This window comes from Bradyrhizobium ingae, assembly GCF_055791185.1.
Map to the genome: position 1 here is coordinate 372461 of NZ_JBVUBB010000004.1, position 25296 is coordinate 397756.

Annotated in this window: 23 protein-coding genes; 12 read left to right on the forward strand and 11 right to left on the reverse strand. The window is 64.9% G+C overall.

What is annotated here, in order from left to right; all coding sequences use genetic code 11:
• Window positions 1-12: 12 nt before the first annotated feature.
• The 6 genes from ACV1FX_RS08960 to tpiA all read right to left on the reverse strand — a co-directional run bounded on the left by ACV1FX_RS08960 (window position 13) and on the right by tpiA (window position 5680).
• Window positions 13-1218, reverse strand: coding sequence for an MFS transporter (locus tag ACV1FX_RS08960; RefSeq protein ID WP_473117172.1), 1206 nt, complete (start codon window positions 1216-1218; stop codon window positions 13-15).
• The gene (gene kdsA, locus ACV1FX_RS08965) at window positions 1218-2066 is read right to left on the reverse strand and encodes a 3-deoxy-8-phosphooctulonate synthase (protein WP_473117173.1); all 849 of its coding nucleotides are present in this window, start codon (window positions 2064-2066) and stop codon (window positions 1218-1220) included. The genes ACV1FX_RS08960 and kdsA overlap by 1 nt, the downstream gene beginning before the upstream one ends.
• 110 nt (window positions 2067-2176) lie before the next feature.
• Window positions 2177-2503, reverse strand: a complete 327-nt coding sequence (locus ACV1FX_RS08970) for an NIPSNAP family protein (protein WP_473117174.1) — start codon at window positions 2501-2503, stop codon at window positions 2177-2179.
• Window positions 2504-2580: 77 nt separating this feature from the next.
• The gene (locus ACV1FX_RS08975) at window positions 2581-4212 is read right to left on the reverse strand and encodes a CTP synthase (RefSeq protein WP_473117175.1); all 1632 of its coding nucleotides are present in this window, start codon (window positions 4210-4212) and stop codon (window positions 2581-2583) included.
• 166 nt (window positions 4213-4378) lie between these two features.
• On the reverse strand, window positions 4379-4768 hold the full coding sequence (secG, locus tag ACV1FX_RS08980; RefSeq protein ID WP_473117176.1) for a preprotein translocase subunit SecG: 390 nt from the start codon (window positions 4766-4768) through the stop codon (window positions 4379-4381).
• 156 nt (window positions 4769-4924) lie between these two features.
• Window positions 4925-5680, reverse strand: coding sequence for a triose-phosphate isomerase (gene tpiA / locus ACV1FX_RS08985; protein ID WP_473117177.1), 756 nt, complete (start codon window positions 5678-5680; stop codon window positions 4925-4927).
• Between the two features lie 212 nt (window positions 5681-5892).
• Here tpiA and ACV1FX_RS08990 point away from each other — a divergent pair, with 212 nt between their 5' ends.
• The 4 genes from ACV1FX_RS08990 to moaC are packed head-to-tail and all read left to right on the forward strand — an operon-like array spanning window position 5893 to window position 10171.
• Window positions 5893-7791 (forward strand): peptidylprolyl isomerase, encoded by a 1899-nt coding sequence (locus tag ACV1FX_RS08990; RefSeq protein WP_473117178.1) that lies wholly within the window; start codon window positions 5893-5895, stop codon window positions 7789-7791.
• A gap of 17 nt (window positions 7792-7808) precedes the next feature.
• Window positions 7809-8822, forward strand: a complete 1014-nt coding sequence (gene trpD, locus ACV1FX_RS08995) for an anthranilate phosphoribosyltransferase (protein WP_473117179.1) — start codon at window positions 7809-7811, stop codon at window positions 8820-8822.
• A gap of 7 nt (window positions 8823-8829) precedes the next feature.
• A complete protein-coding gene (gene trpC / locus ACV1FX_RS09000; protein WP_473117180.1) occupies window positions 8830-9648 on the forward strand; it encodes an indole-3-glycerol phosphate synthase TrpC in 819 nt (272 codons plus the stop codon).
• A 1-nt stretch (window position 9649) separates the two neighbouring features.
• Complete coding sequence (moaC, locus tag ACV1FX_RS09005; RefSeq protein WP_473117181.1) at window positions 9650-10171, forward strand: cyclic pyranopterin monophosphate synthase MoaC; 522 nt, start codon at window positions 9650-9652, stop codon at window positions 10169-10171.
• Window positions 10172-10273: 102 nt separating this feature from the next.
• Here moaC and ACV1FX_RS09010 read toward each other — a convergent pair whose 3' ends face one another.
• Entirely contained in the window at window positions 10274-10867 is a 594-nt protein-coding gene (locus tag ACV1FX_RS09010; protein WP_473117182.1) for a CGNR zinc finger domain-containing protein, read from the reverse strand.
• 93 nt (window positions 10868-10960) lie between these two features.
• On the opposite strand from ACV1FX_RS09010, the gene ACV1FX_RS09015 reads away from it, so the two are divergent.
• Window positions 10961-12217, forward strand: a complete 1257-nt coding sequence (locus tag ACV1FX_RS09015) for an MFS transporter (protein WP_473117183.1) — start codon at window positions 10961-10963, stop codon at window positions 12215-12217.
• Here ACV1FX_RS09015 and ACV1FX_RS09020 read toward each other — a convergent pair.
• Window positions 12198-12362, reverse strand: coding sequence for a Flp family type IVb pilin (locus tag ACV1FX_RS09020; protein ID WP_473117184.1), 165 nt, complete (start codon window positions 12360-12362; stop codon window positions 12198-12200). The two genes, ACV1FX_RS09015 and ACV1FX_RS09020, sit on opposite strands and share 20 nt — an antisense overlap.
• A gap of 317 nt (window positions 12363-12679) precedes the next feature.
• On the opposite strand from ACV1FX_RS09020, the gene ACV1FX_RS09025 reads away from it, so the two are divergent.
• Window positions 12680-15403 (forward strand): bifunctional diguanylate cyclase/phosphodiesterase, encoded by a 2724-nt coding sequence (locus ACV1FX_RS09025; protein WP_473117227.1) that lies wholly within the window; start codon window positions 12680-12682, stop codon window positions 15401-15403.
• A 122-nt stretch (window positions 15404-15525) separates the two neighbouring features.
• Here the strand turns inward: ACV1FX_RS09025 and ACV1FX_RS09030 are convergent, their stop codons facing one another.
• The gene (locus ACV1FX_RS09030; protein ID WP_473117185.1) at window positions 15526-16863 is read right to left on the reverse strand and encodes a S41 family peptidase; all 1338 of its coding nucleotides are present in this window, start codon (window positions 16861-16863) and stop codon (window positions 15526-15528) included.
• Window positions 16864-17158: 295 nt separating this feature from the next.
• On the opposite strand from ACV1FX_RS09030, the gene ACV1FX_RS09035 reads away from it, so the two are divergent.
• From ACV1FX_RS09035 to ACV1FX_RS09045, 3 genes are all read left to right on the forward strand, one after another.
• The gene (locus tag ACV1FX_RS09035) at window positions 17159-18292 is read left to right on the forward strand and encodes an alpha-hydroxy acid oxidase (RefSeq protein WP_473117186.1); all 1134 of its coding nucleotides are present in this window, start codon (window positions 17159-17161) and stop codon (window positions 18290-18292) included.
• Between the two features lie 9 nt (window positions 18293-18301).
• Entirely contained in the window at window positions 18302-18931 is a 630-nt protein-coding gene (locus tag ACV1FX_RS09040; RefSeq protein WP_473117187.1) for an HAD family hydrolase, read from the forward strand.
• A gap of 140 nt (window positions 18932-19071) precedes the next feature.
• Complete coding sequence (locus ACV1FX_RS09045; RefSeq protein ID WP_473117188.1) at window positions 19072-19305, forward strand: hypothetical protein; 234 nt, start codon at window positions 19072-19074, stop codon at window positions 19303-19305.
• 101 nt (window positions 19306-19406) lie between these two features.
• Here the strand turns inward: ACV1FX_RS09045 and ACV1FX_RS09050 are convergent, their stop codons facing one another.
• On the reverse strand, window positions 19407-19583 hold the full coding sequence (locus ACV1FX_RS09050) for a hypothetical protein (protein ID WP_473117189.1): 177 nt from the start codon (window positions 19581-19583) through the stop codon (window positions 19407-19409).
• Window positions 19584-19810: 227 nt separating this feature from the next.
• On the opposite strand from ACV1FX_RS09050, the gene ACV1FX_RS09055 reads away from it, so the two are divergent.
• From ACV1FX_RS09055 to ACV1FX_RS09065, 3 genes are all read left to right on the forward strand, one after another.
• Entirely contained in the window at window positions 19811-21022 is a 1212-nt protein-coding gene (locus ACV1FX_RS09055) for a molybdopterin molybdotransferase MoeA (protein WP_473117190.1), read from the forward strand.
• 176 nt (window positions 21023-21198) lie between these two features.
• Window positions 21199-21897: a transcriptional repressor LexA gene (lexA, locus tag ACV1FX_RS09060; protein WP_473117191.1), complete on the forward strand. Its 699-nt coding sequence runs from the start codon at window positions 21199-21201 to the stop codon at window positions 21895-21897.
• 588 nt (window positions 21898-22485) lie between these two features.
• On the forward strand, window positions 22486-22923 hold the full coding sequence (locus ACV1FX_RS09065) for a hypothetical protein (RefSeq protein ID WP_473117192.1): 438 nt from the start codon (window positions 22486-22488) through the stop codon (window positions 22921-22923).
• A 7-nt stretch (window positions 22924-22930) separates the two neighbouring features.
• Here ACV1FX_RS09065 and ACV1FX_RS09070 read toward each other — a convergent pair whose 3' ends face one another.
• Window positions 22931-25210, reverse strand: a complete 2280-nt coding sequence (locus tag ACV1FX_RS09070; protein WP_473117193.1) for a ComEC/Rec2 family competence protein — start codon at window positions 25208-25210, stop codon at window positions 22931-22933.
• Window positions 25211-25296: the final 86 nt, after the last annotated feature.

Here is a 25296-nt window from a genome sequence, read left to right on the forward strand (position 1 = left end):
CGGGCCGTGCGCTCAGCGCGCATCCGCCGGAGCACGCGGCTTGAGCAGCCGAGCGCAAACCAGACCCAGCAACACCATGACTCCTGCACTCGCAAACAATGTCGGCCCCTTGCCGCCGTGCGCGAGCCCAAAACCATAGGCGAGCGGGCCGACGGTCTGCCCCATGAAGAAGAAGAACGAATGCAGCGACAGCGCGGTGGCGCGCGCTTCGACCGATAGCTCACTCGCAAACACCTGAAGGCAGCCATGGGCCATGTAGAAGCCCCAGCCCATCACCACGAGGTTGAGCGTCTGGACTTCCCAGCGCGGACCGAAGGCGACCGCGACGAGCTGCGAGGCCACCAGGACGGTACCCGCGATCATCATGCCCTTGACGCCGAGCCACGGCAAAAGGCGTGACACCGTCATGGTGTAGAACAGCCCGCCGACCGCAAAGCCGGCGATGACGATGCCGGCAACGGATAGCGACGTCACGCCGAGGTCGAACAGGAACGAGGCGACGTAGGGAAACAGGCCGAGCACGCAGCAGCCTTCGATGAACACGGCCGAGTAGCATACCGGCGCATTCGGATTGGTGAAGATGGTCCGATAGCCCGTCTTCAGCGCCGAAAGGCTTGTCTTCGGCGGATGCATGATCCTGGCGCCACGGAAGCCGGCCGCGACTGCAATCGAGGCCACAATAACCAGCACGCCGAGCACGGCCAGCACGCCGCGCCAGCCGAGGAAGTCGCCAATCAGGCCCGAGGCAGACGCGCCGAGGAGATTACCGGTCATGGAGCCCGCGAGCGTGCGGCCGATCGCGATCTGACGCTTCTCAGGCCCGACGAGTTCGCTGGTCAGACTGAGCGCGATCGGAAACACGCCGCCCGAGCCGATGCCGGCCAGGATGCGGGTGGCGAACAGCAGCGAGAACGAGGTCGAGAGCGCGCCAAGGATGCTGGCGACGCCGAGCACCGTGAGGCAGCCGATCATCAGCCGCGTCTTGCCGAAGAGATCAGCAGCGGCGCCGATCAGCGGCTGGATGATCGCGAAAGTAAAGGCGAATACCGCGGAGAAGCCCGCGGCGGTCGCGATGCTGACGCTGAAATCCTCGGCGATGTGCGGCAGCAGCGGATCGAGCGCACGCGCCGACAGCGATGCGGCAAAGCTCGCGCCCGAGATGACGTAAAGCGCTGGCGGCAGGCCGTGTTTCTGCGGCCGCGCCTCCGTCCGCGGCATCACCGCGGATTCTTTGCGAGAGCGTCAAATGCCATCAGCGTGCGGATGAGCCCTTCGAATTCACTCAGCGGCACCATGTTGGGGCCGTCCGACGGCGCGCGGTCGGGATCGGGATGGGTTTCGATGAACACGCCGGCGACGCCGACCGCAACGGCCGCGCGGGCCAGCACCGGCACGAATTCGCGCTCGCCGCCGGACGAGGTGCCCTTGCCACCCGGCTGCTGCACCGAGTGCGTCGCATCGAAGATCACGGGCGCGCCGGTGGTGCGCGCCAGGATTGGCAACGCGCGCATGTCCGAGACAAGCGTGTTGTAACCGAAGGACGCGCCGCGCTCGGTGACGAGCACGTTGGGATTGCCGGCGCTCGTGATCTTGGTCACGACATTGGCCATGTCCCAAGGCGCGAGGAACTGACCCTTCTTGACGTTGACGGTCTTGCCGGTTGCAGCGGCGGCCAGCAGCAGATCAGTCTGCCGGCACAGGAAGGCCGGAATTTGCAGGACATCGACAGCCTGCGCGACCTCGGCGCATTGCGCAGCCTCATGCACGTCAGTGAGAACAGGCAAACCTAGCGACGAACGGATCTCCGCGAAGATCGGCATCGACTGCGCCAAGCCCAGCCCGCGCGCAGCGGACGCGCTCGTGCGGTTGGCCTTGTCGAAAGAGGTCTTGTAGACGAGGCCGACCTTCAACCGGGCCGCGATCTCCTTCAGCGCGGAGGCGACCTCCAGCGCATGCTGCCGGCTCTCGAGCTGGCACGGGCCGGCGATGATTGCGAGCGGCAGATCGTTGCCGAACCTGACCGGGCCGATGGTGACGATCGGCGCTGCAGAATTGGTGTCGCTCAAGACCAAAATCCCTGTTTCGGCGCGACCATAGCGGCGATCAGGGGTGGATCAACCCTATTCGGCCATGCCCCTTGAATATCAGGGTTGCAGCGCCGGCTCCTGAACCGCCGTCATTTCACCGACGAGAAGGCGGTCGGTGCCAAAATCTGGCTGACGATGTTGGCGACGATCTGGCCGTCCGCTTCCGTCTTGGCGCGCGCCTCGATCCATTCCGGATCGGTCATGAAGGCAGTCCATTTCGTCTCGCGCTCGGCAAGCGACTGCCAGGCCAAGAAATAGGTCAGCTCCTGGTTGGATTCGCCGATCAGCGTGGTGAAGAACCCGGCCTGCTTGATGCCGTGCTTCTCCCAGATTTTCAGCGTGATCGTGTCAAAGCGCTTGAGCAGCGCCGGCAGCCGGCCCGGCACGCAACGATACTGGCGCATCTCATAGATCATTGGAGCTCACTCCCTCATTGTTCTTGCGGCAAGGAGTTGTCGCAACAATTTGCGCACGCGTCAAAGGCCGGAGGTGCTTACACCAGCCGGCTCTGCTTCGCCGCCGCCTCGATGAACGAGGCAAACAGCGGATGCGGCTCGAAGGGACGCGACTTCAGCTCGGGGTGGAACTGCACCCCGATGAACCAGGGGTGATCCTCGTATTCGACGATCTCCGGCAGCACGCCATCGGGCGAGAGGCCTGAGAACTTCAAACCGTGCTGCTCAAGGCGGTCCTTGTAGGCGGTGTTGACTTCGTAGCGGTGGCGATGGCGCTCGGAAATCTCGGTCGCGCCACCATAGACCTGCGAGACGCGGCTGCCGCGCGAGAGCGCCGCGGGATAGGCGCCGAGCCGCATGGTGCCACCGAGGTCGCCGGCCTGCGAGCGCTTCTCAAGCTCGTTGCCGCGCAGCCATTCGGTCATCAGACCGACGAGCGGCTCCTTCGTCGGACCGAACTCGGTGGAATTGGCGTCCTCGATGCCCACGAGGTTTCGCGCGGCCTCGATCACCGCCATCTGCATGCCGAAGCAGATGCCGAAATACGGCACGTCGCGCTCGCGCGCGAACTGCGCCGCCTTGATCTTGCCTTCGGCGCCGCGCTGGCCGAAGCCGCCGGGCACCAGAATGCCGTTGACGTGCTCGAGGAACGGCGCGGGATCTTCCTTCTCGAATATCTCGCTTTCGATCCAGTCGAGATTGACCTTCACCTTGTTGGCGATACCGCCATGCGACAGCGCCTCGATCAGCGACTTATAGGCATCCTTCATGCCGGTATATTTGCCGACGATGGCGATGGTGACATTGCCCTCGGGATTGCGAACGCGCTCGTTGATCTGCTGCCAGCTCCGCAGCTCCGGCGGAATCCGCGAGCCGATGCCGAACGCAGCCAGCACTTCGTCGTCGAGGCCCGCGTTATGATAGGCCTCGGGGACAGCGTAGATGTTGTCGACGTCCCGTGCCTCGATCACGGCGCTTTCGCGCACGTTGCAGAACAGCCCGAGCTTGCGGCGCTCTTCCTTCGGAATCTCGCGGTCGGTGCGACACAGCAGGATGTCGGGCTGGATGCCGATCGAGCGCAGCTCCTTCACCGAATGCTGCGTCGGTTTTGTCTTCAGCTCGCCGGCGCTCGGGATGTAGGGCAACAGCGTGAGATGAATGTAGACGGCGTGATCGCGCGGCAGCTCGTTCTTGAGCTGGCGGATCGCCTCGAAGAACGGCAGGCCTTCAATGTCGCCGACGGTGCCGCCGATCTCGACCAGCACGAAATCGTAGTCGTCATTGCCGTCGAGGACGAACTCCTTGATCGCGTTGGTGACGTGCGGCACGACCTGGATCGTCGCGCCGAGATAATCGCCGCGGCGCTCCTTGGTGATGATGTCCTGATAAATCCGGCCCGTGGTGATGTTGTCGGCTTTCGTCGCCGGCCGTCCCGTGAAGCGCTCGTAGTGACCGAGATCGAGATCGGTCTCTGCGCCGTCATCGGTCACGAACACTTCGCCGTGCTGATACGGCGACATCGTTCCGGGATCGAGATTGAGATAGGGGTCGAGCTTGCGGAGGCGGACCTTGTAGCCCCGGGCTTGCAACAGTGCACCCAGTGCCGCTGAAGCCAGACCTTTGCCGAGCGAAGAGACCACGCCGCCGGTGATGAATATGTACCGCGCCATGGGACTTAACCTTTAATCCCCCGAACTCGATTCGCCAAAGCGATTCGCGTCCCGCCCCAAACAATTTGCGGGCCTGTGGGTGAGCCAGAACTGAGTGTGTTGCCAGAGCCTTGATGGGGGTTGTTGATGCAGGATGCTAGGCGTCGTCCTGCATGGCCCCTCTGCTTTATTGCGAACGTGGCGCCTGCGGACCGGCCGGTGCCTGATTCTGCTGCTGCTCGTCCGCCTTCTTCAGCGTATCCAGGACACCGCCCGAGGTCGGCGGCGCCACCGGAGTTGCACCACCCGCCGGCTGGCTCTGCGATGCAGGCTGCCCGATGATGGACGAAGGCTTGCGGTCGTAGCCGGCATACCAGGACAGGAACAGGCTGGTGACGAAGAAGCCGACCGCGAGCACGGCGGTGGTCCGCGTCAGCAGATTCGCGGTGCCGCGGCTCGACATGAAGCCTGCGCCTCCACCCATGCCGAGGCCGCCGCCTTCCGACTTCTGCAGCAGCACGGCGCCGATCATCACGGCGACGATCATGAGATGGATAACGATCACAACGGTCTGCATGGTACCCTTCCGTCACAAGCGCCTAGCGCCGGTGCCGGCAGCCATCGCGCTTTGCGGGTTTTCCTGAAGTTGCGCGGTGTTACACGATCAGGACTGGCATTGCCACCCCCGATCGGCCCGGACTCCGCTTTGAGCCGCCGGCGCTTTGCCGGTTAGCTAAGGGCAGCCCTTGGCAATCGCAAGGAAATCGGCCGCCTTGAGGCTGGCGCCACCGACCAGCGCGCCGTTGACGTTCTTGACCGCCATCAGTTCGGCTGCGTTCGACGGCTTGACCGAGCCGCCATAGAGGATGCGCATCTTCGCACCGTCAGCCTTGAACCGGGAGGTCAGGAGTTCCCGGATAAACCCATGAATTTGTTCGACATCCTTGGCCGTAGGGGTCAGGCCCGTACCGATCGCCCAGACCGGCTCATAGGCCACGACCAGATTGGCGGCGGTAGACCCGTCCGGCAGGGAGCCACTGAGCTGGCCGCGCAGGATATCCAGGGTCTGGCCGGCGTCACGCTGGCCTTGGGTCTCGCCGACGCAGACGATCGCGATCGCCCCTGCCCGCCAGGCAGCCTCGGCCTTCTGCCGCACCAGATCATCGCTCTCGCCGTGGTCGGCGCGGCGCTCGGAATGGCCGACGATGATGGCGGAAGCGCCCGCATCCACCAGCATTTCCGCCGCGATATCCCCGGTATGGGCGCCGGAGGCCTTGGTGTGGCAATCCTGGGCGCCGACGGAGACCGTCTTGCCGGGTGCCTTCGCCGCAAAGGCCGCGATCAGCGTCGCCGGCGGACACACCAGGAGATCAGCTTTGGCGGCAACCTCTGCCGCGCCCGTAAGCATGGCGTCGAATTCGGCAGCGGAGGCCTTCAGGCCATTCATCTTCCAGTTTCCAGCGATCAGCGGTCGGATGGCGTCTGTCATGTCCAAATTCCAGCGAAATGAGGTTCGGAATGCGCTAGCAGACCGGGCGTCCCAGTTCCAGAGATCCGACCCTGTTAACACAGCTTAAGGGAGCGGCAGGTTGCGGGGGGAAAGCCGCCACTTTATGATGCCATATCAATTCGGTGATGCGCTTTTGCGGAATCTGCTTTAAGGCGCGCCCGGTTCCCTCCTGCCAAAACAAGTTGGACGCAATGCTTCGAGGAATGCGTAAGGCCTCATCAAACTGGCTCGGCAAGACGATTATGGCCGTGGTGATGGGCGTATTGATCATCAGTTTCGGCATTTGGGGCATCGCCGACATTTTCCGCGGCTTCGGACAGTCCACGGTGGCCAAGGTCGGCCACACCGAGATTTCGCTGAATGAATTCCGCCAGATCTACACCGACCGCATGCAGCAGATCGGCCGCCAGTTCGGCCGCCCCCTGACGCCTGACCAGGCGCGCGCCTTCGGCCTTGACCGCCAGGTGCTCCAGCAGACCATCGCGGAAGCTGCCCTCGATGAAGAGGCCCGCCGGCTCGGGCTCGGCGTGTCGGACGACGAGATCCGCCGCATGATCATGAACGACCCGAACTTCAAGGGCGCCGCCGGCAATTTCGATGCGCAGCGCTTCCAGGCCATGATCCGCAATTTCGGCTATACCGAGCAGCGCTATGTCGCCGAGCAACGCAAGGTCTCGCTGCGCCGGCAGATCACCGGCACGATCGGTGCGGGCCTCGATCCGTCCAAGACCATGATCGACGCGCTGAGCCGCTACCAGAACGAGCAGCGCTCCATCGAATTCGTCAAGCTCGACGCCGCGCAGGCCGGCACGATCGATCCGCCCTCGCCCGAGGCCCTCGCCGCCTATTTCGAGGACCACAAGGTCCAGTTCCGCGCGCCCGAATTCCGCAAGATCTCCTTTGTCGTGATCTCGCCGGAGGAGATCGGCAAATGGACCGACGTCTCCGACGACGACGCCAAGAAGGTGTTCGAGCAGCGCAAGGACCGGCTCAGCACGCCGGAGAAGCGCCAGGTGCATCAACTCGTGTTCCCGACGGTCGAGGAGGCGCAGGCTGCGCGCACCCGGCTCGCCGGCGGAACGTCGTTCGAGGACCTTGCCAAGGAGCGCGGGCTCAATGCGGCGGACGCCGATCTCGGCCTCGTCACGAAATCCGCGATCCTCGATCCGGCCGTGGCTGACGCGGCCTTCGCGCTGCCCGCAGGCGAGATCAGCCAGCCCGTGCAGGGCCGCTTCGGCGTGGCGCTTGTCAAGGTCGACAAGATCGAGCCGGGCGCGGAGGCGAACTACGCCAACGTCGCCGCCGACATCAAACGCGAGATCGCGGCCGAGCGCGCCCGCACCAAGGTCGCCGAATTGCGCGACAAGATGGAAGATGAGCGCGGCGGCGGCTCCAGCGTCATCGACGCGGCGCAGAAGCTCGGGCTCGCTGCCGTGACCATCGAGGCCGTCGACCGCTCCGGCCGGACGCCCAGCGGCCAGCCGGTCGCCAACATTCCGCAAGGGCTCGACGTGGTGTCGCAGGCCTTCAACAGCGATGTCGGCGTCGACAATGATCCGATATCCTTCCGCGGCGGCTATGTCTGGTACGACGTGCTCGGCATCACGCCGTCGCGCGAGCGCAACCTCGACGAGGTTCGCGACCAGGTCGAGGCGCGCTGGCGTCAGGACCAGATCACGACCAAGCTGCGCGCCAAGGCCACCGAGATCGTGCAGAAGCTCGAACAGGGCGGCAAGCTCGCTGACGAGGCCGCTGCCATCAACGCGAAGGTCGAGACCGCCAAAGGCTTCAAGCGCGAGGACTCGCCTGCTGGCGTGCCGTCGAGCCTGGTCGCGGCCGCATTCCGGACCGCCAAGGACGGCGCCGGCCAGACCCCGGGTACGGGCGGCGAGGTCATCATCTTCCGCCTGACCGACATCGTCGATCCACCGGTCGATCTTGCTTCCGAGGGGATCGCCAAGTTGAAGGAGGCCCTTGACCGTTCGCTGACGGACGAGCAGGTCGCGTCCTACGTCAACAAGCTTGAAACCGACATCGGAACCACCATTAATCAGGCCGCCTTCGCGCAGGTGACGGGCGCGAACCAGTAATCAGTTGAAAGCACGCGATGGACGACCTGAAATCGATCATTGGAAAAGTGGCGACCGGCGCCAGCCTGTCGCGTGACGAAGCCGCCTCCGCCTTCGATGCCATGATGTCCGGCGAGGCCACGCCCTCGCAGATGGGCGGGCTTCTGATGGCGCTGCGCGTGCGCGGCGAGACCGTGGACGAGATCACCGGCGCGGTCTCGGCGATGCGCTCCAAGATGCTGTGCGTGGACGCACCGGCCGATGCCGTCGACATCGTCGGCACCGGCGGCGACGGCTCCGGCTCGGTCAACGTCTCGACCTGCGCGTCCTTCATCGTCTCGGGCGCCGGCGTGCCGGTCGCAAAGCACGGCAACCGCGCACTGTCGTCGCGTTCGGGAGCAGCCGACGTGCTGGCCTCGCTCGGTGTGAAGATCGATCTCAAGCCCGAGGATGTCGGCCGATGCGTGCGCGAATGCGGCATCGGCTTCATGTTCGCACCAGCGCATCATCCCGCGATGAAGAACGTCGGCCCGACCCGCGTCGAGCTCGCCACCCGCACCATCTTCAACCTGCTCGGACCGCTGTCCAACCCGGCCGGCGTGAAGCGGCAGATGGTCGGCGTGTTCTCCCGGCAATGGGTGCAGCCGCTGGCGCAGGTGCTGAAGAATCTCGGCTCCGACTCGGTCTGGGTCGTGCACGGCTCCGACGGGCTCGACGAGATCACCCTCACCGGCCCGACCTTCGTCAGCTCGCTGCACAAGGGCGAGATCAAGACCTTTGAGATCACCCCCGAGGACGCGGGTCTTCCGCGCTGCGAAGCGGTCGGCTTGAAAGGCGGCGATGCCGATGCCAACGCGATCGCGCTGCAAAGCGTGCTCGACGGCAAGCCCAGCGCCTATCGCGATGTCGCCCTGGTCAACGCGGCGGCCGCGCTGGTGGTGGCCGGACACGCCAAGGACATCAAGGAAGGTGTGGCGCTCGGCGCCAAGTCGATCGACAGCGGCGCGGCGTCGGCGCGGCTGAAGCACCTCATCGCGGTCTCCAACAGCTGAGCCTTGCATGTCGGACATCCTGACCAAGATCGAGGCGTATAAGCGCGAGGAGATCGCATCGGCCAAGCGCGCACAGCCGCTAGCCGCGTTGGAAGCCAAGGCCAAGGTCGCCCCCGCGCCGCGCGGTTTTCTGCGCGCGATCCGCAACAAGCTCGCCAATGGCGAGTATGCATTGATCGCCGAGGTCAAGAAGGCGTCCCCCTCCAAGGGCCTGATCCGTCCGGATTTCGACCCGCCGCTGCTCGCGAAGGCCTACGAGACCGGCGGCGCGGCTTGCCTGTCAGTATTGACGGATACGCCCTCCTTCCAGGGTCATCTCGACTTCATGGTCGCGGCGCGCGCGGCTACGTCGCTGCCGGTGCTGCGCAAGGATTTCATGTTCGACACCTATCAGGTGGTCGAGGCCCGCGCCCATGGTGCCGATTGCATCCTGATCATCATGGCCGCGCTCGACAATGCAGACGCAAAAGATATCGAGGACGCCGCACTGTCCCTCGGCATGGACGTCCTGATCGAAATCCATGACGCGAGCGAGCTCGACCGCGCGCTGAAACTGCGCTCGCCGATGATCGGGGTCAACAATCGCAATTTGCGGACCTTCGAAACCACGCTTGCGACCAGCGAGGCGCTGGCGCCGCTGATCCCGCGGGAACGGCTGATGGTCGGCGAAAGCGGCATCTTTACGCCAGCCGACCTTGTCCGCCTCGAGCGCGTGGGCATGTCGACCTTCCTCGTCGGCGAAAGCCTGATGCGGCAGGCCGACGTGACGGCTGCCACCCGCGCGCTGCTGTCGCGCGAGACCCCGCGCGCCACGGGCACGCGCTGAGATGGCGCGTTCACCGTCCAAGACCAAAGCCAAGACCGAGGCCAAGGCAAAATCCGTCCTCACCCATATCGGCGCCTCCGGCGAGGCGCGAATGGTGGACGTGTCGGAGAAGCCTGCGACGGAGCGGCTGGCGGTCGCAGAGGGATGCGTCGTCATGACCAGAGCGACGCTCGACCTGATCCGCTCCGGCAACGCCAAGAAGGGTGATGTGCTGGGGACCGCCCGCATCGCCGGCATCATGGCTGCCAAGCGCACCTCGGAGCTGATCCCACTCTGCCATCCTCTCGCGCTGTCGAAGGTGACCGTCGACATCGAGCCTGACGACAAGCTGCCGGGCTGCCTCGTCCGTGCCGCCGTGAAGGTCACAGGTCCGACCGGCGTCGAGATGGAGGCGCTGACCGCCGTGTCGGTTGCCTGCCTCACGATCTACGACATGATCAAGGCGGTGGAGCGTGGCGTGCGCATCGAGGCCATCCATCTCGTCGAGAAGAAGGGCGGCAAGTCCGGCCACTACCGCGCCTAAGCGCGCGCCCAGTACCAAAGCGGAAATGAGTTTTGGCTGAATCCACTTCTCCCGTAGGAGAGGTGTTCCCCGAACGGCCTGCCACACGCAATCTCGCCCGCACTACCGGGCCTCGCGCCGGCGCTCACGATAGGCACGTGTCTTCATCCGGTTGCCGCATAGCGTCGACATGCACCAGCGCCGCGTCGACGGTTTCGACCGGTCGTAGAACACCCGGCGGCATTCTTCCGACGCGCACATCTTCAGCCGGTCCAGCGTACCCGCAAGCGTGCCGTCGTGAAACTCGATGGCGATGGCCGACAGGCCAGCGAGAGCATCCTGACGGACCGCTGCGAGCGTTGCGCCGCGGCCCGCACGTGCCTCGACCCGTAACGGAAACGGTTCGAGCCCGACATCGAGCGCGCCAAGGACATCCCTGTTCCTGCGCCGCTCGGCCGGCTCGCATTGCAGATAGGCGCGCAGCGCCCCGCGCAGCCGCAGCGCGGTCTGGAACATCGCCGGCGTGATCTTCGCGTCGCCCTCGCCCATGCCGTGCTCCGCCAACCACTCCCCAAGCGCCTTCGGGCCGGAAAGCGCGTCGCTCTGCGGATGCTGCACGCCGAAATGCACGAAGTGGCGGACGTCGAGCGAATTGGCAAAGTCGTAGAGATTTGCCAGCTCGTCGGGAACCTTGAATTTCCGGGATTGCTTCGACATACACACCAATAAATCATTTTTACTGGTGTGCGGCAACCGACACCGATATAAATCGTTTAACCGTGTCATAGCGTCCAGACCACGGAGGCCGAGATGACAACCGGAACAACGACCTTCACCCGCCCGCGCATCTTCCACGGCTGGCTCGTCGTCGCTGCGGCCTTCGCGGTGACATTCGTCGGCTTCGGTTCCGCCTACACGTTCAGCGCGTTCCTGGAACCGCTCCAGCGCGACTTCGGCGCCTCGCGCGGCTCGGTTTCGCTGGTGTTCTCGATCGCGGGCTTTCTGTATTTCGCGCTCGGAGTCCTCAGCGGTCCGCTCGCCGACCGCTTTGGCGCGCGTCCTTTGGCTGTGACGGGCATGATTGTGGTCGCCGCAGGCCTTGCGGCTGCAAGCGCGGCGCGCTCCCTCACCGAGGTCTACATCGCCTACGGACTCGGAATTGGCCTCGGCGTCGGCTGCGCCTACGTCCCCGCGATCGGCGCGGTGCAGCGCTGGTTCGTCAAGCGCCGCGGCTTTGCCTCCGGACTGGCCGTCAGCGGCATCGGGCTCGGCACGCTGGCGATGCCGCCGATCGCGTCGCTGCTGATCGCGAGTTTCGGCTGGCGCGGGGCCTATCTGATGCTGGCCGCGGTCGCCGTCGTGCTGGGCGGCGGGATTTCATTGCTGCTCGAGAACGATCCGCGCGACCGCGGCGTAGGCCCGGACGGCGATCCGCCTGAGGCCGCACGCACGATCGCGGGCGCGGGAACGCCGGTGCAGGAGGCTATACGCTCGGCGCGGTTCGTCGGCCTCTATCTGTCGTGCCTGGTCTGCTCGTTCGGCGCTTTCGTCCCCTTCGTGCACCTCGTGCCCTACGCACGCGATCACGGCGTTGCGACTTCGTCCGCCGTGCTGCTGCTCGGCACGATCGGCGTCGGCAGCACCGCCGGGCGTTTCCTGCTCGGCGGGCTTGCCGACCGGATCGGCCGCGACCGGTCGCTGATCATGGTCCTGCTCGGCATGGCACTCGCCATGGCGGTCTGGGCGTTCTCGGCGAGCGTCCTCGCACTCGCTGGTTTCGCCTTCATCTATGGTGTGTTCTATGGCGGCTGGGTCGCGGTGCTCCCCGCGGTGGTGATGGACCATTTCGGCGGGCGCAACGTCAGCGGCATCATCGGCGTTCTCTACACCAGCGTCGCGTTCGGCACGCTGATCGGACCGAGCGCCGCTGGCTTCGCCTATGACGTCACGCACAGCTACACGCTGCCGATCTTGATCAGCGCCGCCGCGAACATCGTCGCGGCGCTGATCGTGGCAGCGCCGGTGTTGCGGAACGGAACACGGACGATCAGCGCAGCGAGGCGCTGATCGATCCGAACTTGCTGTTGAGCTTGCTGCCGAGCCCGTTGATGACGGTGATGATGGCAAGCGCGATGCCGGCGGCGATTAGGCCGTATTCGATCGCGGTGGCGCCGGACTCGTCGGCAATGAACTTCTGCAACACTGTCTTCATGATCCTGTTGTCCTGTGCTCTCGGGGCGATGACGGGACAACTCGCAAACCACGTGCCACGGCGCGCGTGAGCGTCGCCAGCACGTTAGATGGTTAAGTCTTCGTTGATGCAGCCGCGACCGGCAAGAACTGACCGGTCATATGCACCGTACCGGCAATAAGTGCTGGCCTGCTCATCACACGCGTGTCACGGATTGCAGGCTCGATTTACCCTTCATTAACCGGGATTCCTAACGTCGCTTCCACATCGTTCCCGTAAACCAACGGATGTTTCCGGGCTCAAGAACTGATCCTGGCGTGTGCACGGCAGCGTTTCAGATCATGACGGGATTCGGCAGTCGCCTCCTCGAGCAAACGGCACTGATCCGCAGCGGGCCGATCCGCTGGCTGGTGGTGGGCGGCATGCTGCTGATTGCGGCGATCGCGATCGGCGCGACGCTGATGGCTCAGAATTTCCGCGAGCGCGCACTGCGCAACAGCGCGCGCGAGCTGGACAACGCGGCGCTACTCCTCGCGCACCATTTCGACCAGCAGCTTCAGGACTTCGAGGTCATACAGAAAGACCTGATTACGAATATGCGTGCCAGCGGCATCGCAAGCGTCGAAGACTATCGACGCCGCCTGTCCACGCAGGACGTCCACCGGACGCTTCGCTCCAAGATGGAGGCGCTGTCCTATGTCGGCGGCGTCAACATCTTCGACGCCGACGGCGAGCTGATCAATTCGTCGCTCGTCTGGCCGCCTCCGAAAGTCAACGTCAACGACCGTGCCTATTTCCGAACCCTCAAATTCGATCCGAGCTCGCCGGACACGCTCGTCCAGCCAGTCCACAGCCGCGTCTCGGGCGTTTGGACGATCCTGATCCTCCGCAAGGTCACCGGCCCGAACGGCGAGTTCCTGGGCGTGGTCGGGCGCGGCATCGAGCCCGCCAGTTTCGAGACATTCTTCGCCTCCGTCGCGCTTGGCGAAGGCGCGACGATCTCGATGCTTCATCGCGACGGCACGCTGCTCGCCCGCTACCCTCATATCGAGGACGCAATAGGACGGAATTTCAAATCGGGGCCGGATGCCCAGCGGAAGATATTCGACCTCGATCACTTCACCGGGCGCTTCACGAGTACGGTCGACGGTGACGACCGCCTGATCTCGTCACACGCCCTGCCCCACTTCCCGATCGTCATGGTCGCCACCAACACGAGAACGGCGGCGCTCGCGGACTGGCGCGAGCAGATCGGATTCCTGATCTCGATCGCCATCGCCTCGGCGCTCGCCATCGCCGGGCTGCTGATTGCGGTGGTTCGCAAGCTTTCCGCACAGCACCGCCTTTCACGGGAACGGCTGACGCTGGAGAAGCAGCGGCTCGACCGCGCCGTCAACAACATGACCCAGGGGCTCCTGCTGTTCGACGACTCGCGACGGCTGATCGTCTGCAACCAGCGCTATCTCGAGATGTACGGACTCTCGGCCGACGTCGTGAAACCCGGTTGCAGCTTCCACGACATCATCGCGCACCGCAAGGCGACCGGCTCTTTCGCCGGCGATGTCGACCGCTATGTCGCGCGCGTGCTGCGCGACGTCCACATCCGCAACTCCATGGTCATCGACACCTCCGACGGCCGCTCGATCCAGATCGTCAACGAGCCACTCGCCGATGGCGGCTGGGTTGCGACGCATGAAGACATCACCGAGCGCCGCCGTACCGAGGAGCGCATCACCCATCTTGCGCATTACGATGCGTTGACCGACCTGCCCAACCGCACCATGTTCCACGAGCATTTGCGGGGCGCCTTGGAAGCTATCGCCGACGGCGAGCACATCGCCGTGCATTACATCGACATCGACGAATTCAAGAGTGTCAACGACGCACTCGGCCATCTCGTCGGCGACGAGTTGCTGAAATCGATCGCCGCGCATCTGAACCGCTGCGCCGGCGAGACCGAATTCGTCGCCCGCCTCGGCGGGGACGAATTCGCGATCGTGCAGAGCGCCGTGAGCTCGCCCGACCACGTCACCGATCTTGTGGCACGGGTGTTCGCCGCCATCCGCGAGCCGTTCGACTGCATGGGCCACCATCTCACCACCGACGCCTCGATCGGCATAGCGCTGGCGCCGGACCATGGCACCGAGCTCGATCAGATCCTGAAGAATGCGGATCTGGCGATGTATGCAGCCAAGGCCGCCGGACGCCACACCTACCGCTTCTTCGAACCAGAGATGGATGCCAAAGTCCGCGAGCGGCGGCAGCTCGAGACCGATCTCAGGCATGCCATTGCCCATGGCGGCCTCGAAGTCTTCTATCAGCCCTGCCTCAGCCTGAAGGACGACACCATCACGGGCTGCGAGGCCCTGGTGCGCTGGCGCCACCCGGAGCGCGGCATGGTTTCGCCCGCCGAATTCATCCCGATCGCGGAGGATACGGGCCTCATCAACGAGATCGGCGAGTGGGTACTCGCGACGGCCTGCCGGGACGCCGCAACCTGGCCGGATGACATCCGCCTCGCGGTCAACGTCTCACCCGTGCAGTTCAAGAGCGGCACGCTGGCGCTGAAGATCATGGCGGCGCTCGCCGCCTCCAACCTGCCGGCAAGCCGGCTCGAGCTCGAGATCACTGAGGCCGTGCTGATCCGCGACGACGACACCGCGCTCGCCATCCTGCATCAGCTTCGCGCCATCGGCGTGCGCATCGCGCTCGACGATTTCGGCACCGGCTACTCGTCGCTGAGCTACCTGCACCGCTTCCCCTTCGACAAGATCAAGATCGACCGCTGCTTCGTCGAGGACATTGCGGGACCCGACGGCTCCTCCAGCATCGTGCAGGCCGTGGTCGGCCTCGCCGCAGCGCGGCGAATGACCACGACCGCGGAGGGCGTGGAGACCGAGGAGCAGCAGCGCTTGCTCCGCTCGCTCGGCTGTAGCGAGATGCAGGGCTATCTGTTCAGTGCAGCGAAGCCGGCCGACAAGGTCCAGGAGCTGTTCACGCTCCACCGCAGCCGTCTTGCCGAGAGGACCGGCCACGAAAGCCGCCGCAGGGAGGCTGGCTAGGCGCCAGGCCTTCGCATCGCAATTCGCAGGGTGGATTAGCGGAGCGCAACCCACCTCTTTGCTTTCCAAGCCTTGAGAAGTGGTGGATTACGCCTACGGCTGACCCACCCTACGACGGCAGCCTAGTTCGGCACCGCCGCCTTTTGGGCCGGCTTCGCGGCTGCCGCATTCACGGTCACGCCGTGTAGGAAATCGAAGGCAGCGTGCAGCGCCTTGTCGTCCTTCTCCTCCGGCGGAACGTAGGATTGTGAGCCGGTCTGCTCGCTGCCGTCGGCTGCGGAGAGATGGCCGCGCATCTGGGATTCAGCCATCGTGTCGACACGGCCCTTCAGCTCCGGCGGGATGTCCTGAAGGATCTCGATGTCGGGCGCGATGCCCTGCGCCTGGATCGAGCGACCCGACGGGGTGTAGTAGCGCGCGGTGGTCAGCGCCAGCGCGCCGCTGCCCGAGCCAAGCGGAATGATCGTCTGAACCGAGCCCTTGCCGAACGATCGCGTGCCGATCAGCGTGGCACGCTTGTGGTCATGCAGCGCGCCGGCCACGATCTCGGACGCGGAAGCCGAGCCGCCGTTGATCAGCACGACCAGCGGCTTGCCCTTGGTGAGGTCGCCGCCATGCGCGGTGAAGCGCTGGGTCTCTTCCGGGTTCCGGCCGCGGGTCGATACCACCTCGCCGCGGGCGAGGAAGGCGCTCGACACCGAGACCGCCTGGTCGAGCAGCCCGCCCGGATTGTTACGGAGATCGACGACGTAGCCTGCGAGCTTCTCCTGCGGGATATCCTTGGAGATCGACGCGATCGCCTTGCGCAAGCCGTCGGTGGTCTGCTCGTTAAACGAGGTGACGCGGATATAGCCGATATCACCGCCCTCGGTATGGAACCGGACCGGGCGCACATGGATGATCTCGCGCGTGATTGCAACGTCGAGCGGAGCGTCGGCGCCCTTGCGCACGATGGTGAGCTTGGTCTTGGTGTCGACCGGACCCTTCATCTTGTTGACGGCCTGCTCGAGCGTCATGCCCAGCACCGCCTCGCCATCGATCTTGCTGATGAGGTCGCCGGACAAGAGGCCGGCCTTGGAAGCCGGCGTGTCGTCGATGGGCGCCACGACCTTGACGAGGCCGTCCTCCATCGTGACCTCGATGCCGAGCCCGCCGAATTCGCCGGAGGTGGTCTCCTGCATCTCGGTCCAGGCCTTGTCGTTCATGTAGCGCGAATGCGGATCGAGCGAGGTCACCATGCCGTTGATGGCACCCTCGATCAGCTTGGCGTTGTCGGGCTTCTCGACGTAGCTGGCCTTGACCCGCTCGAACACCTCGCCGAACAGGTTCAGTTGCGAATAGGCATCATCCGCGCCCGCCGCCGCTCTTGCCACCCAGTGCCCGCCTTGCGGAGAGGTCGCCAGCAGAGTCAAACACGCGCCGGTCAGCGCGCCGAGGGGGAACAGCAGGGTTTTCCGCATGGATTGATTGGCCTTTTCGCTGGCGGTTGGGAGCCGCCATGCAAATGGCGATCCAGCCCGTGTCTCACAATACCATTCTGTTTTCTTCAAGGCCGGTCCGCCACGTCGGGCTCGCATCCGGCAAGAATCGCTTCGTCCCAGCCTAAACTTTTGGCAACGTGCGCCGGCCGGTTTCGCGCCGGGCGGGAATCGCCCCGTCCGGCCACGCGTTCAAGCTATGCGATTTTGGGATGGTTTTGGCGCGCCGAACCGGTTAGGCGATGGAATACGGCTTCAAATTCTCGGGAGGATAACAATGAACGAAGCGCCCCGCATCCGTCCCCAACGAAACGTCGAACTCGGCGCCAGCGACGAGCCGTTCCAGAACCTGCACGAATTCATCCGCAAGGCACGCTCCAACCTCAACCAGAATGCCTGGGACTATATCATCGGCGCCGCCGAGACCGAGACCACGATGCGCCGCAACCGCATGGCGTTGGACGAGATCGCCTTCCGCCCGCGGGTGCTGCGCGACATGCGCAGCGTCGACGGTTCCGTCGAGCAGTTCGGCCGCAAGATGCGCCTGCCGGTCGTGCTGGCGCCGGTCGGCGCGCTCGAAATCTTCGATCCGCACGGTGCAGCCTCGGTTGCACGCGGTGCCGGCGCCTTCGGCGCGGCGCATATGCTGAGCTCGGTGTCGGACCCGGGCCTCGAGAAGACCGCGGAAGCAGCTCCCGATGCGCTCCGCTTCTATCAGCTCTATGTCCGTGGCGATGACGCCTTCGTCGAGGATGTCGTCGCCCGCGCGGTGAAAAATTCCTACGCCGCATTCTGCCTGACGGTCGACACCGCCCATTACAGCCGTCGCGAACGCGACATCGCCAAGCGCTATGTTCGCGAGAGCCGGCTGCGCGCCACCGGCGGCGACTACCAGAAGGGCCTGGAGTGGCGGACGGTGAAGCTGATCAAGGACAAGTTCAAGATCCCGCTCATCATCAAAGGCATCGCGACGGCCGAGGATGCGCTGATCGCGCTCGACCATGGCGTCGAATGGATCTACGTCTCCAACCATGGCGGCCGCCAGCTCGATCACGGCCGTGGCACCATGCATGTGCTGCCGGAGATCGTCGATGCCGTGAAGGGTCGCGCGAAGATCATGGTCGATGGCGGCTTCTGTCGCGGCACCGATATCGTCAAGGCGATCGCCATGGGCGCAGATATCGTCGGCATCGGGCGCCTGCAGTGCTGGGCCCTGGCCGCGGCCGGCGAAGCCGGTATCACGCGGATGCTGGAGCTGCTGGAAGACGAAGTGCTGCGCTGTCTCGGGCTGCTCGGGTCCACTTCGTTTGCCGAGGTGAACGCATCGTGCCTGCATGCGGCGACCGCTACCAACGCACCAAACGTATTCAGCGCGTTTCCACTGCTGGATATCGAGCCCTACCGCTACTGAAAGGATGCAATGACCTCCCTCCTCTCTCCCGGCTGCGCGGATGCGCTTCTGTTCGATCTCGGTCGCGTGGTGCTCGACATCGACTTCTCCAAGGCGATTGCCTGCTGGGCGGGACATGCCGGCTGCGAACCGCAGGCCATCGTCGCGCGCTATGTGCGGGACAGCGAAGCCTATCGGCTGCACGAGGTCGGCAAGATCAGCGACGAGGCCTATTTCGACTCGCTGCGGCGCTCGCTCGAGATCGAAATCTCCGACGCTCAGTTCCTGGAGGGGTGGAATGCGATCTTCGCGGGCGAGATGCCCGACATCGCAAACCTGTTGCCGCGTGCCGCGAAGCACATGCCGCTCTACGTTTTCTCCAACACCAATCGGCCGCATGTGGAATATTTCTCGAAGGAGTATGCCGACCTGCTTGGCCATTTCCGCGAGCTCTATCTGTCCTCCAGCATCGGCCTGCGCAAACCCGATGCGGAAGCCTTCGACCATGTCGTTGCCGCGATCGGCGTACCGGCGCAGCGAATCGTGTTCTTCGACGATCTCGCGGAAAACGTCGAAGGCGCGCGGGCACGAGGGCTGACCGCAGTTCACGTGACGTCGCCTCGCGACGTCAGTGAGGCGCTGAAGGCCCTGGGACTGTGAAAAGAACGCCCATATTGCCGCGGTAGCTCAGAACTCGGTTCCATGCGCCTCGAGGAACTTTTCGAGTAAAATGTGGAACCAACTCACTCTGTGTATTTTTGTACAGAGTTCCCGGAACGGATCAGCGCGTCGAGAGTCATATGCCCGTTGGGATTCTCTACAACGGACGCGTGATCGTGTTGGGCAAGACCTACTTCAACAAGCAAGCCTCCATCCTTCTCAAGTTCGCCAAGTCAACGTCGAACTCACAGCTCTCCGCCAAGCTGGTCAGCAAGGCGGCGGATCTCAAATCGCAGGGTGATCCCCTGCCCGAGACGGATCACAGCCTGAAGGCGCCGGACGTCGATCCGGACAATAAAACGGGAGCCACCTGATGCTAGCCGTGAGCCTGGTCGTCGCAGTGGCATGTCTGGCCACCGTCATTCCGGTCTTTTTCGTCATCGAGACGATCGCGCGGCGACCAAGGTAAGCACACTCAACTGCGCTTGGGTTGGGGCCGATCGAGACGCTGCCGTTGTGCGCGCATCCGGTTCGTCTTCTCCTTGAGCGCTTCGATCTCCTCGTCAAGCTTTGCGCTCCTCGATTTCGGCGGCTCATCGCCGCGCAGCTTCTCGAGCGCCTTTTCAACCGACAGCTTTGAAGTCTCTGCCATCAGGGTTCTCCCGGACGTCTCCTGACGCGCCTTCATGCAGTGGCGCTCAACAAGTCTGAGCCCGAAGCGGGACGGCACGATATTGTCCCAAAGGGCACCTCGGCCTCTGCTGCCGGAGGGATAATTCGTCTCCGCCTCCGGATCCCCCTCCTTTTGCCTCGATGCGCGCACTCGGCTAGAACGCAACGCGACCTGTCATTATTATTCTCCCAGCAGGAGTTTTGCCCGTGGCCCTGATGCCGGTGTCCGACGCGCTTGCCGCGGTGCTTGCGGGCGTCGCGCCCGTGGCGGAGGAGATGGTCGCGCTGGATGCGGCCTACCATCGCGTGCTGGCGCACGACGTCGCGGCGCGGCGTACGCAGCCGCCGCAGGCGATGTCGGCGATGGACGGCTATGCGGTGCGCGCGGCCGATGCGGCAGCGGCAGGCGCAGAGCTCACCGTGATCGGCGAGGTCGCGGCCGGGCGGCCGTTCGCGGGATCGGTTGGCCCTGGAGAGGCGGTGCGGATATTCACCGGCGGCGTGGTGCCCGACGGCGCGGATGCGGTGGTGATTCAGGAGGACACGGTCGCTGACGGCAAGCGCGTCACGATCAAGGAGGCAGCGATCGCCGGACGGCACATCCGTCCCGCCGGCGTCGACTTCCGCGAGGGCGACGTGCTCCTGCGACAGGGAGCCAGGCTGACCGAACGCGACCTCTCACTGGCCGCCGGCATGAACCATCCGGAGCTTGCCGTCCGCCGCCGGCCAAGGGTCGCGCTTCTCGCGACCGGCGACGAGCTGGTGATGCCGGGCTCGACGCCGGCCGCGGGCCAGATCGTTTTTTCCAACGGCTACGCCCTGCACGCGCTGGCGCGGGCCGAGGGCGCAGAAACGATCGATCTCGGCATTGCCGCCGATACCGTTGCGGCGACCACCGCCGGCATCCGCCGGGCCCGCGAGAGCGGCGCCGACATCCTGATCACGACCGGCGGGGCTTCTGTCGGTGACCACGATCTGGTCAGGCCGGCGCTTCAAGCCGAAGGCTTCGAGATGGCGTTCTGGAAAATCGCGATGCGGCCAGGCAAGCCGATGATGCACGGCCATCTCGGCGCGATGCGGGTGATCGGCCTGCCCGGCAATCCGGTCTCGTCCTATGTCTGCGGCTTCCTGTTCATGGTGCCCTTGATTCGCGCTCTTGCTGGCCGCTCTCGCGTTCATCACCGCCGCGAGCGCGCCGTGCTCGGGCGCGACGTCGGGCCTAACGACGTCCGCGAGGATTACTTGCGCGCCCGGCTCGAGGAGCGCGAGGACGGCACGCTCGTGGCCGTTCCCGTCAACCACCAGGACTCCTCGCTGCTTGCGAATCTCGCTATGGCACAGGGACTTCTCGTGCGGGCGCCGTTCGCACCGAAAGCCGAAGCAGGCACGCCTTGCGAGGTGTTGCGGCTTCCCGTGTGAACGCAATCTGATTCGTCCGTGGCGCGAACCTTGGCGGCGTTCACACAAAATTAAGTGGTTGCGGAACACATATCGAACATATAGTGTCCGTTCATGATTTGTTTCGAGCATCTAGCGGGTTCTGCTGAATCTTGCGTCTCGGAATCGAACGACGTCAACCGGGGGACTTGGTCAAGATGTTAACGCGCAAACAATACGAGCTTCTGCGGTTCATCAGTGAGCGCCTCAAGGAAAGCGGCGTGCCGCCCTCCTTCGACGAAATGAAGGACGCGCTCGATCTGCGCTCGAAGTCGGGCATCCACCGCCTGATCACCGCGCTGGAAGAGCGCGGCTTCATCCGCCGCCTACCCAACCGCGCGCGCGCCATCGAGGTCATCAAGCTGCCCGAACTTCAGGCCGCAGGTGCCGGCCGCCGCGGCTTCACGCCGAGCGTCATCGAAGGCAATCTCGGCAAGGTACGAAGCACAAGCGCTCCGGTTGACGACGGCGAGCGTCCGGTCGCCGTGCCCGTGATGGGACGGATCGCGGCCGGCACGCCGATCGAGGCCTTACAGACCCGCAGCCACACCATCAGCGTCCCTCCGGACATGCTCGGCTCGGGCGAGCACTACGCGCTCGAAGTACGCGGCGACTCGATGGTCGACGCCGGGATCCTGGATGGCGACATGGCGCTGATCCAGCGTAACGAGACTGCCGATACCGGCGACATCGTCGTGGCACTGATCGACGACGAGGAAGCGACGCTGAAGCGCTTCCGCCGCCGCGGCGCGTCGATCGCGCTGGAGCCCGCCAACACCGCCTATGAGGTGCGCATCCTGCCGCCGAACCGGGTGAAGATTCAGGGCAAGCTGATCGGCCTGTACCGGAAGTACTGACTGCCCTCTCCGGCGGCCGGCCGGTGATCGATCGACAAGACGGCGCGGATGGATTGTCCGCTCCGCGACGACGGCGTTTTCGTTTCTCCACGCGATTGTCACGCGCCTGCGCAGAGCTAGATCCTCGAGCACCGCAGGCGCGAAGGCGCTGTTTATGATGCAGGGAAACAGCCCGGCGATAGAGATTTTGAGCGTGATCTCGGCGGCCTTGATCGCTCGACATCCACGAGCGACGCAGCGCAACACCACCATTCCGTCCGCAAGACGGAGCACGCGGCGACCAGTGCGCCATGCCGCAACGCCAACAATGCGATCGCACCTGCGCCGCAGGGCGAGCTGTCCTTCTTCGGGGTACTCCGCTCCTGCCGGCCGCTGATGAAAACTCGTGCGAGTGAATGGTGTGAACCAAGATAGACTAGTAGCGAGAGGCTTTGTTCCTGGTTTGCCGGGAAAGATAAAGTGATCGGGCGGCGCGCAGTCGGGCCGCAGATTTGCCCACAAACGCGATACACTCGAAGGCTTCCACTCTGATAGAGGCCTGCGCCTCCGGGGGGCGCGGACCGGCTATCTCGCATGAGGAGCACTTCGATGTGTGACTACAGCCTGCATGCCGTTGCGACCCGCCCCGCTCAAGTCGGCGAGACGATCGTCACGACAACCTTCCGCGGCACCTCGACGCGTGGATTTGCGTCGGAGCGCGATCTCTCGGTTGCCGTCTGCCTCCTGCCCGGCACCGAGCTCGCCTTCGCCGACAACGTCCGCTACGACAATCGCTGGATCTGGACGCGCACCGTCAATTCGCGCGTCGGCAAATTCGGCAAGGTTGATCCGCACATTCCCGATCGTCATCATGATGCGATCGAATTCCCAGACGGCAACTACGTGCTGGTGACGCAGCTCGTCGAAGGACAGCGTGCCACGGTTCTGCAGTTGCCGGTGACGCAGCCGCTCGGCGAGAAGACAGAGCAGCCCGCCGTCGAACAGCACACGACCCCGACGCCCACGACGCGCCTGCCGATCGGCTGACGCGTCTTCATTCCTCGGCCTGCAGGTCGGCCTCCGACGGCGTAGCATCTTTGCTGCGCGGAGTGGCCGGCCGCGGTGCGAGGTTGAGCTCGAAATCGCTATCGCCGGCCCCAGCCGGCGACCAAGGGCGGTTTGCGCCCCTTGCTTTCACCGTTTGCAACGTGAAACCGTCGCCCTCGCGCGAGAGCGCAAGGGCACCTTGTGTCTTCAGGCGGTCGCGATCCACGACCATCGCCGCGCAATCGATTGCTGCAGGCTTTGCAGTCACGACCAGCGCGGCGCGGCTGCAATCATCCGCCAGCGCATCGACACGCAGCGGGAGCGCAACCAGACGACCATCGGCGAGTGACGCCACGCAGCCGGCCTCGTCGCATGAGACACCGTCGGTGAGCGACGCATCAGTCACACTGCGCGGATCGGCATCGGCCGCAAGCCATTCCTTGAGAAGAAAATTGTCCTTGCCGGTTCGGATCAGGTGCAGCTGGCCGTCCCTGCCGCGCACCGCGACGCTGTGGCCGTCGCCTGCAATCAGAACGTCGGGCTGGCGCACGTGCAGCGCCCAGCCAATTGCAAGCGCCAGCACGATGGCGCCCGTCCAGCGCAGTGGCGTGCGCAACAGGCCCACCACGATAAGGCCGAAGCTGGCGGCAATCAGCGGACCGGTCCCGAACGCGGTGACGCGGCCAACCGCGCCCGGCAATGCCGCGACCCAGCGCGTCACAACGACCATCCAGTCGATGCCGATCCCCATCAGCCACCAGAACACGCCATCCAGCCCGAACGGCGCTGCCATCAAGCCGAGCAGGCCGGCGGGCATCACCAACGCGGAAACCACCGGCATCGCCGCGAGATTGGCGAGCACGCCGTAGGGCGTGACGCGGTGGAAATGAAAGGCTGCATAGGGCGTGGTCGCAAGCCCTGCGATCAGCGAGGCCATCAGCAGCATGACGAGCTCGCGGCCACCCCAGAGCGCGATACGCGCAGTCGTGGAATGATCCGGCGAGGCCAACAGGTTCGGCATGCCGATCTGCACCATAGCGACCAGACCAAGCGTTGCCACAAACGACATCTGGAAGCTCGGATGCACCAGGGCCTCCGGCGCGACCGCGAGCACGATCATCGCGGCAACGGCGAGCGTGCGAAAAGTGATGGCGCGGCGATCGACTATCACCGCGATCAGCACCACCGCCGTCATGAAGAACGATCTTTGGGTCGCGACCTCGGCGCCGGACAACAGCAGGTAAAACGCGGCGGCGACGAGCGCTGCCGCGGCCGACCATTTCTTGATCGGGTAGCCCACCGCAAATCCCGGGATCAGCGCCAGCAGCGCGCGCAGGGCGAAGAACACGACGCCGGCGACGACTGCCATGTGATAGCCGGAGATCGACAGCACGTGCCCCAGGCCCGAGATGAACATGGCGTCGTTGACGGGCTCGGTGATTGCGTCGCGCCGCCCGGTGAGGAGCGCGGTGGCGATCGCACGATTGTCGCCGTCGAGCGTGGCGCGGATGCGCGCGTCGATCGCATCGCGCAGGCCCTGCATCATCGCGGCATAGCGCAGCCGCAAGCCGCCGACCTCGGGCGCTGCGGCGACCGTGATCGCGCCCATCGCAAAGCCGGACGCGCCGATGCCCTGAAAAAACATGTCGCGCCCGAAATCATAGCTGCCGGGCCGTAAGGGAGCGAGCGGCGGCATCAGGCGCGCCTTGAGTTGCACGAAGCTGCCGACCTCCGGCGCTGTGCCCTTGCGCACCGACAGCCGCACACGCTCGAGCTGGACATCGCCGCGCGGCGCCTCCATCGCGGTCACCCGCAGCACGAAGCGGTCGGTCCGCTCACGGATATCGCGCGTCTCGACGAAGCCGGACAGCGCCACCGAATAGAGCGGCTTTGCGAGCACGGTGTGCGCGATGCGCGCGGTCTTCCAGGTCGCGGTCGCAAAACCCGCGGCGATCGCAGCGATCATGATGGCGGGTGCGAACAACCGGCTCCGCCGCAACAGCACGGCACCCGCCATGAGCACCAGCGCCGTGATTGCGGCGACCCAGAGCACGGGTTCGTGGTCGGCGGCAAAATAGAGAGCAATCCCGGTACCAAAGGCCACGGGGACCCATGGCAGCAACCGCCCCGCGCCGGCTTCCGCCTCGGCCCATCCGCGCAACGTCTCGGCCAGCGACGACCACGCGCCAAAGCCTGCCGGCACAAGGCCGCCAGCCGAAGCGGCACGGCCCACAGGCCATGTCCCGGCAATCCCTTGCGAGCGGTGTGGCCGGGAAGGCTCCGCCATTCCTACACCTTACGATACGCGACGGCTGCGGAAGCTATCGGAAGGTGTGGGGATGCGAATAGCGGAACGGAAAGGGAACCGGCCTA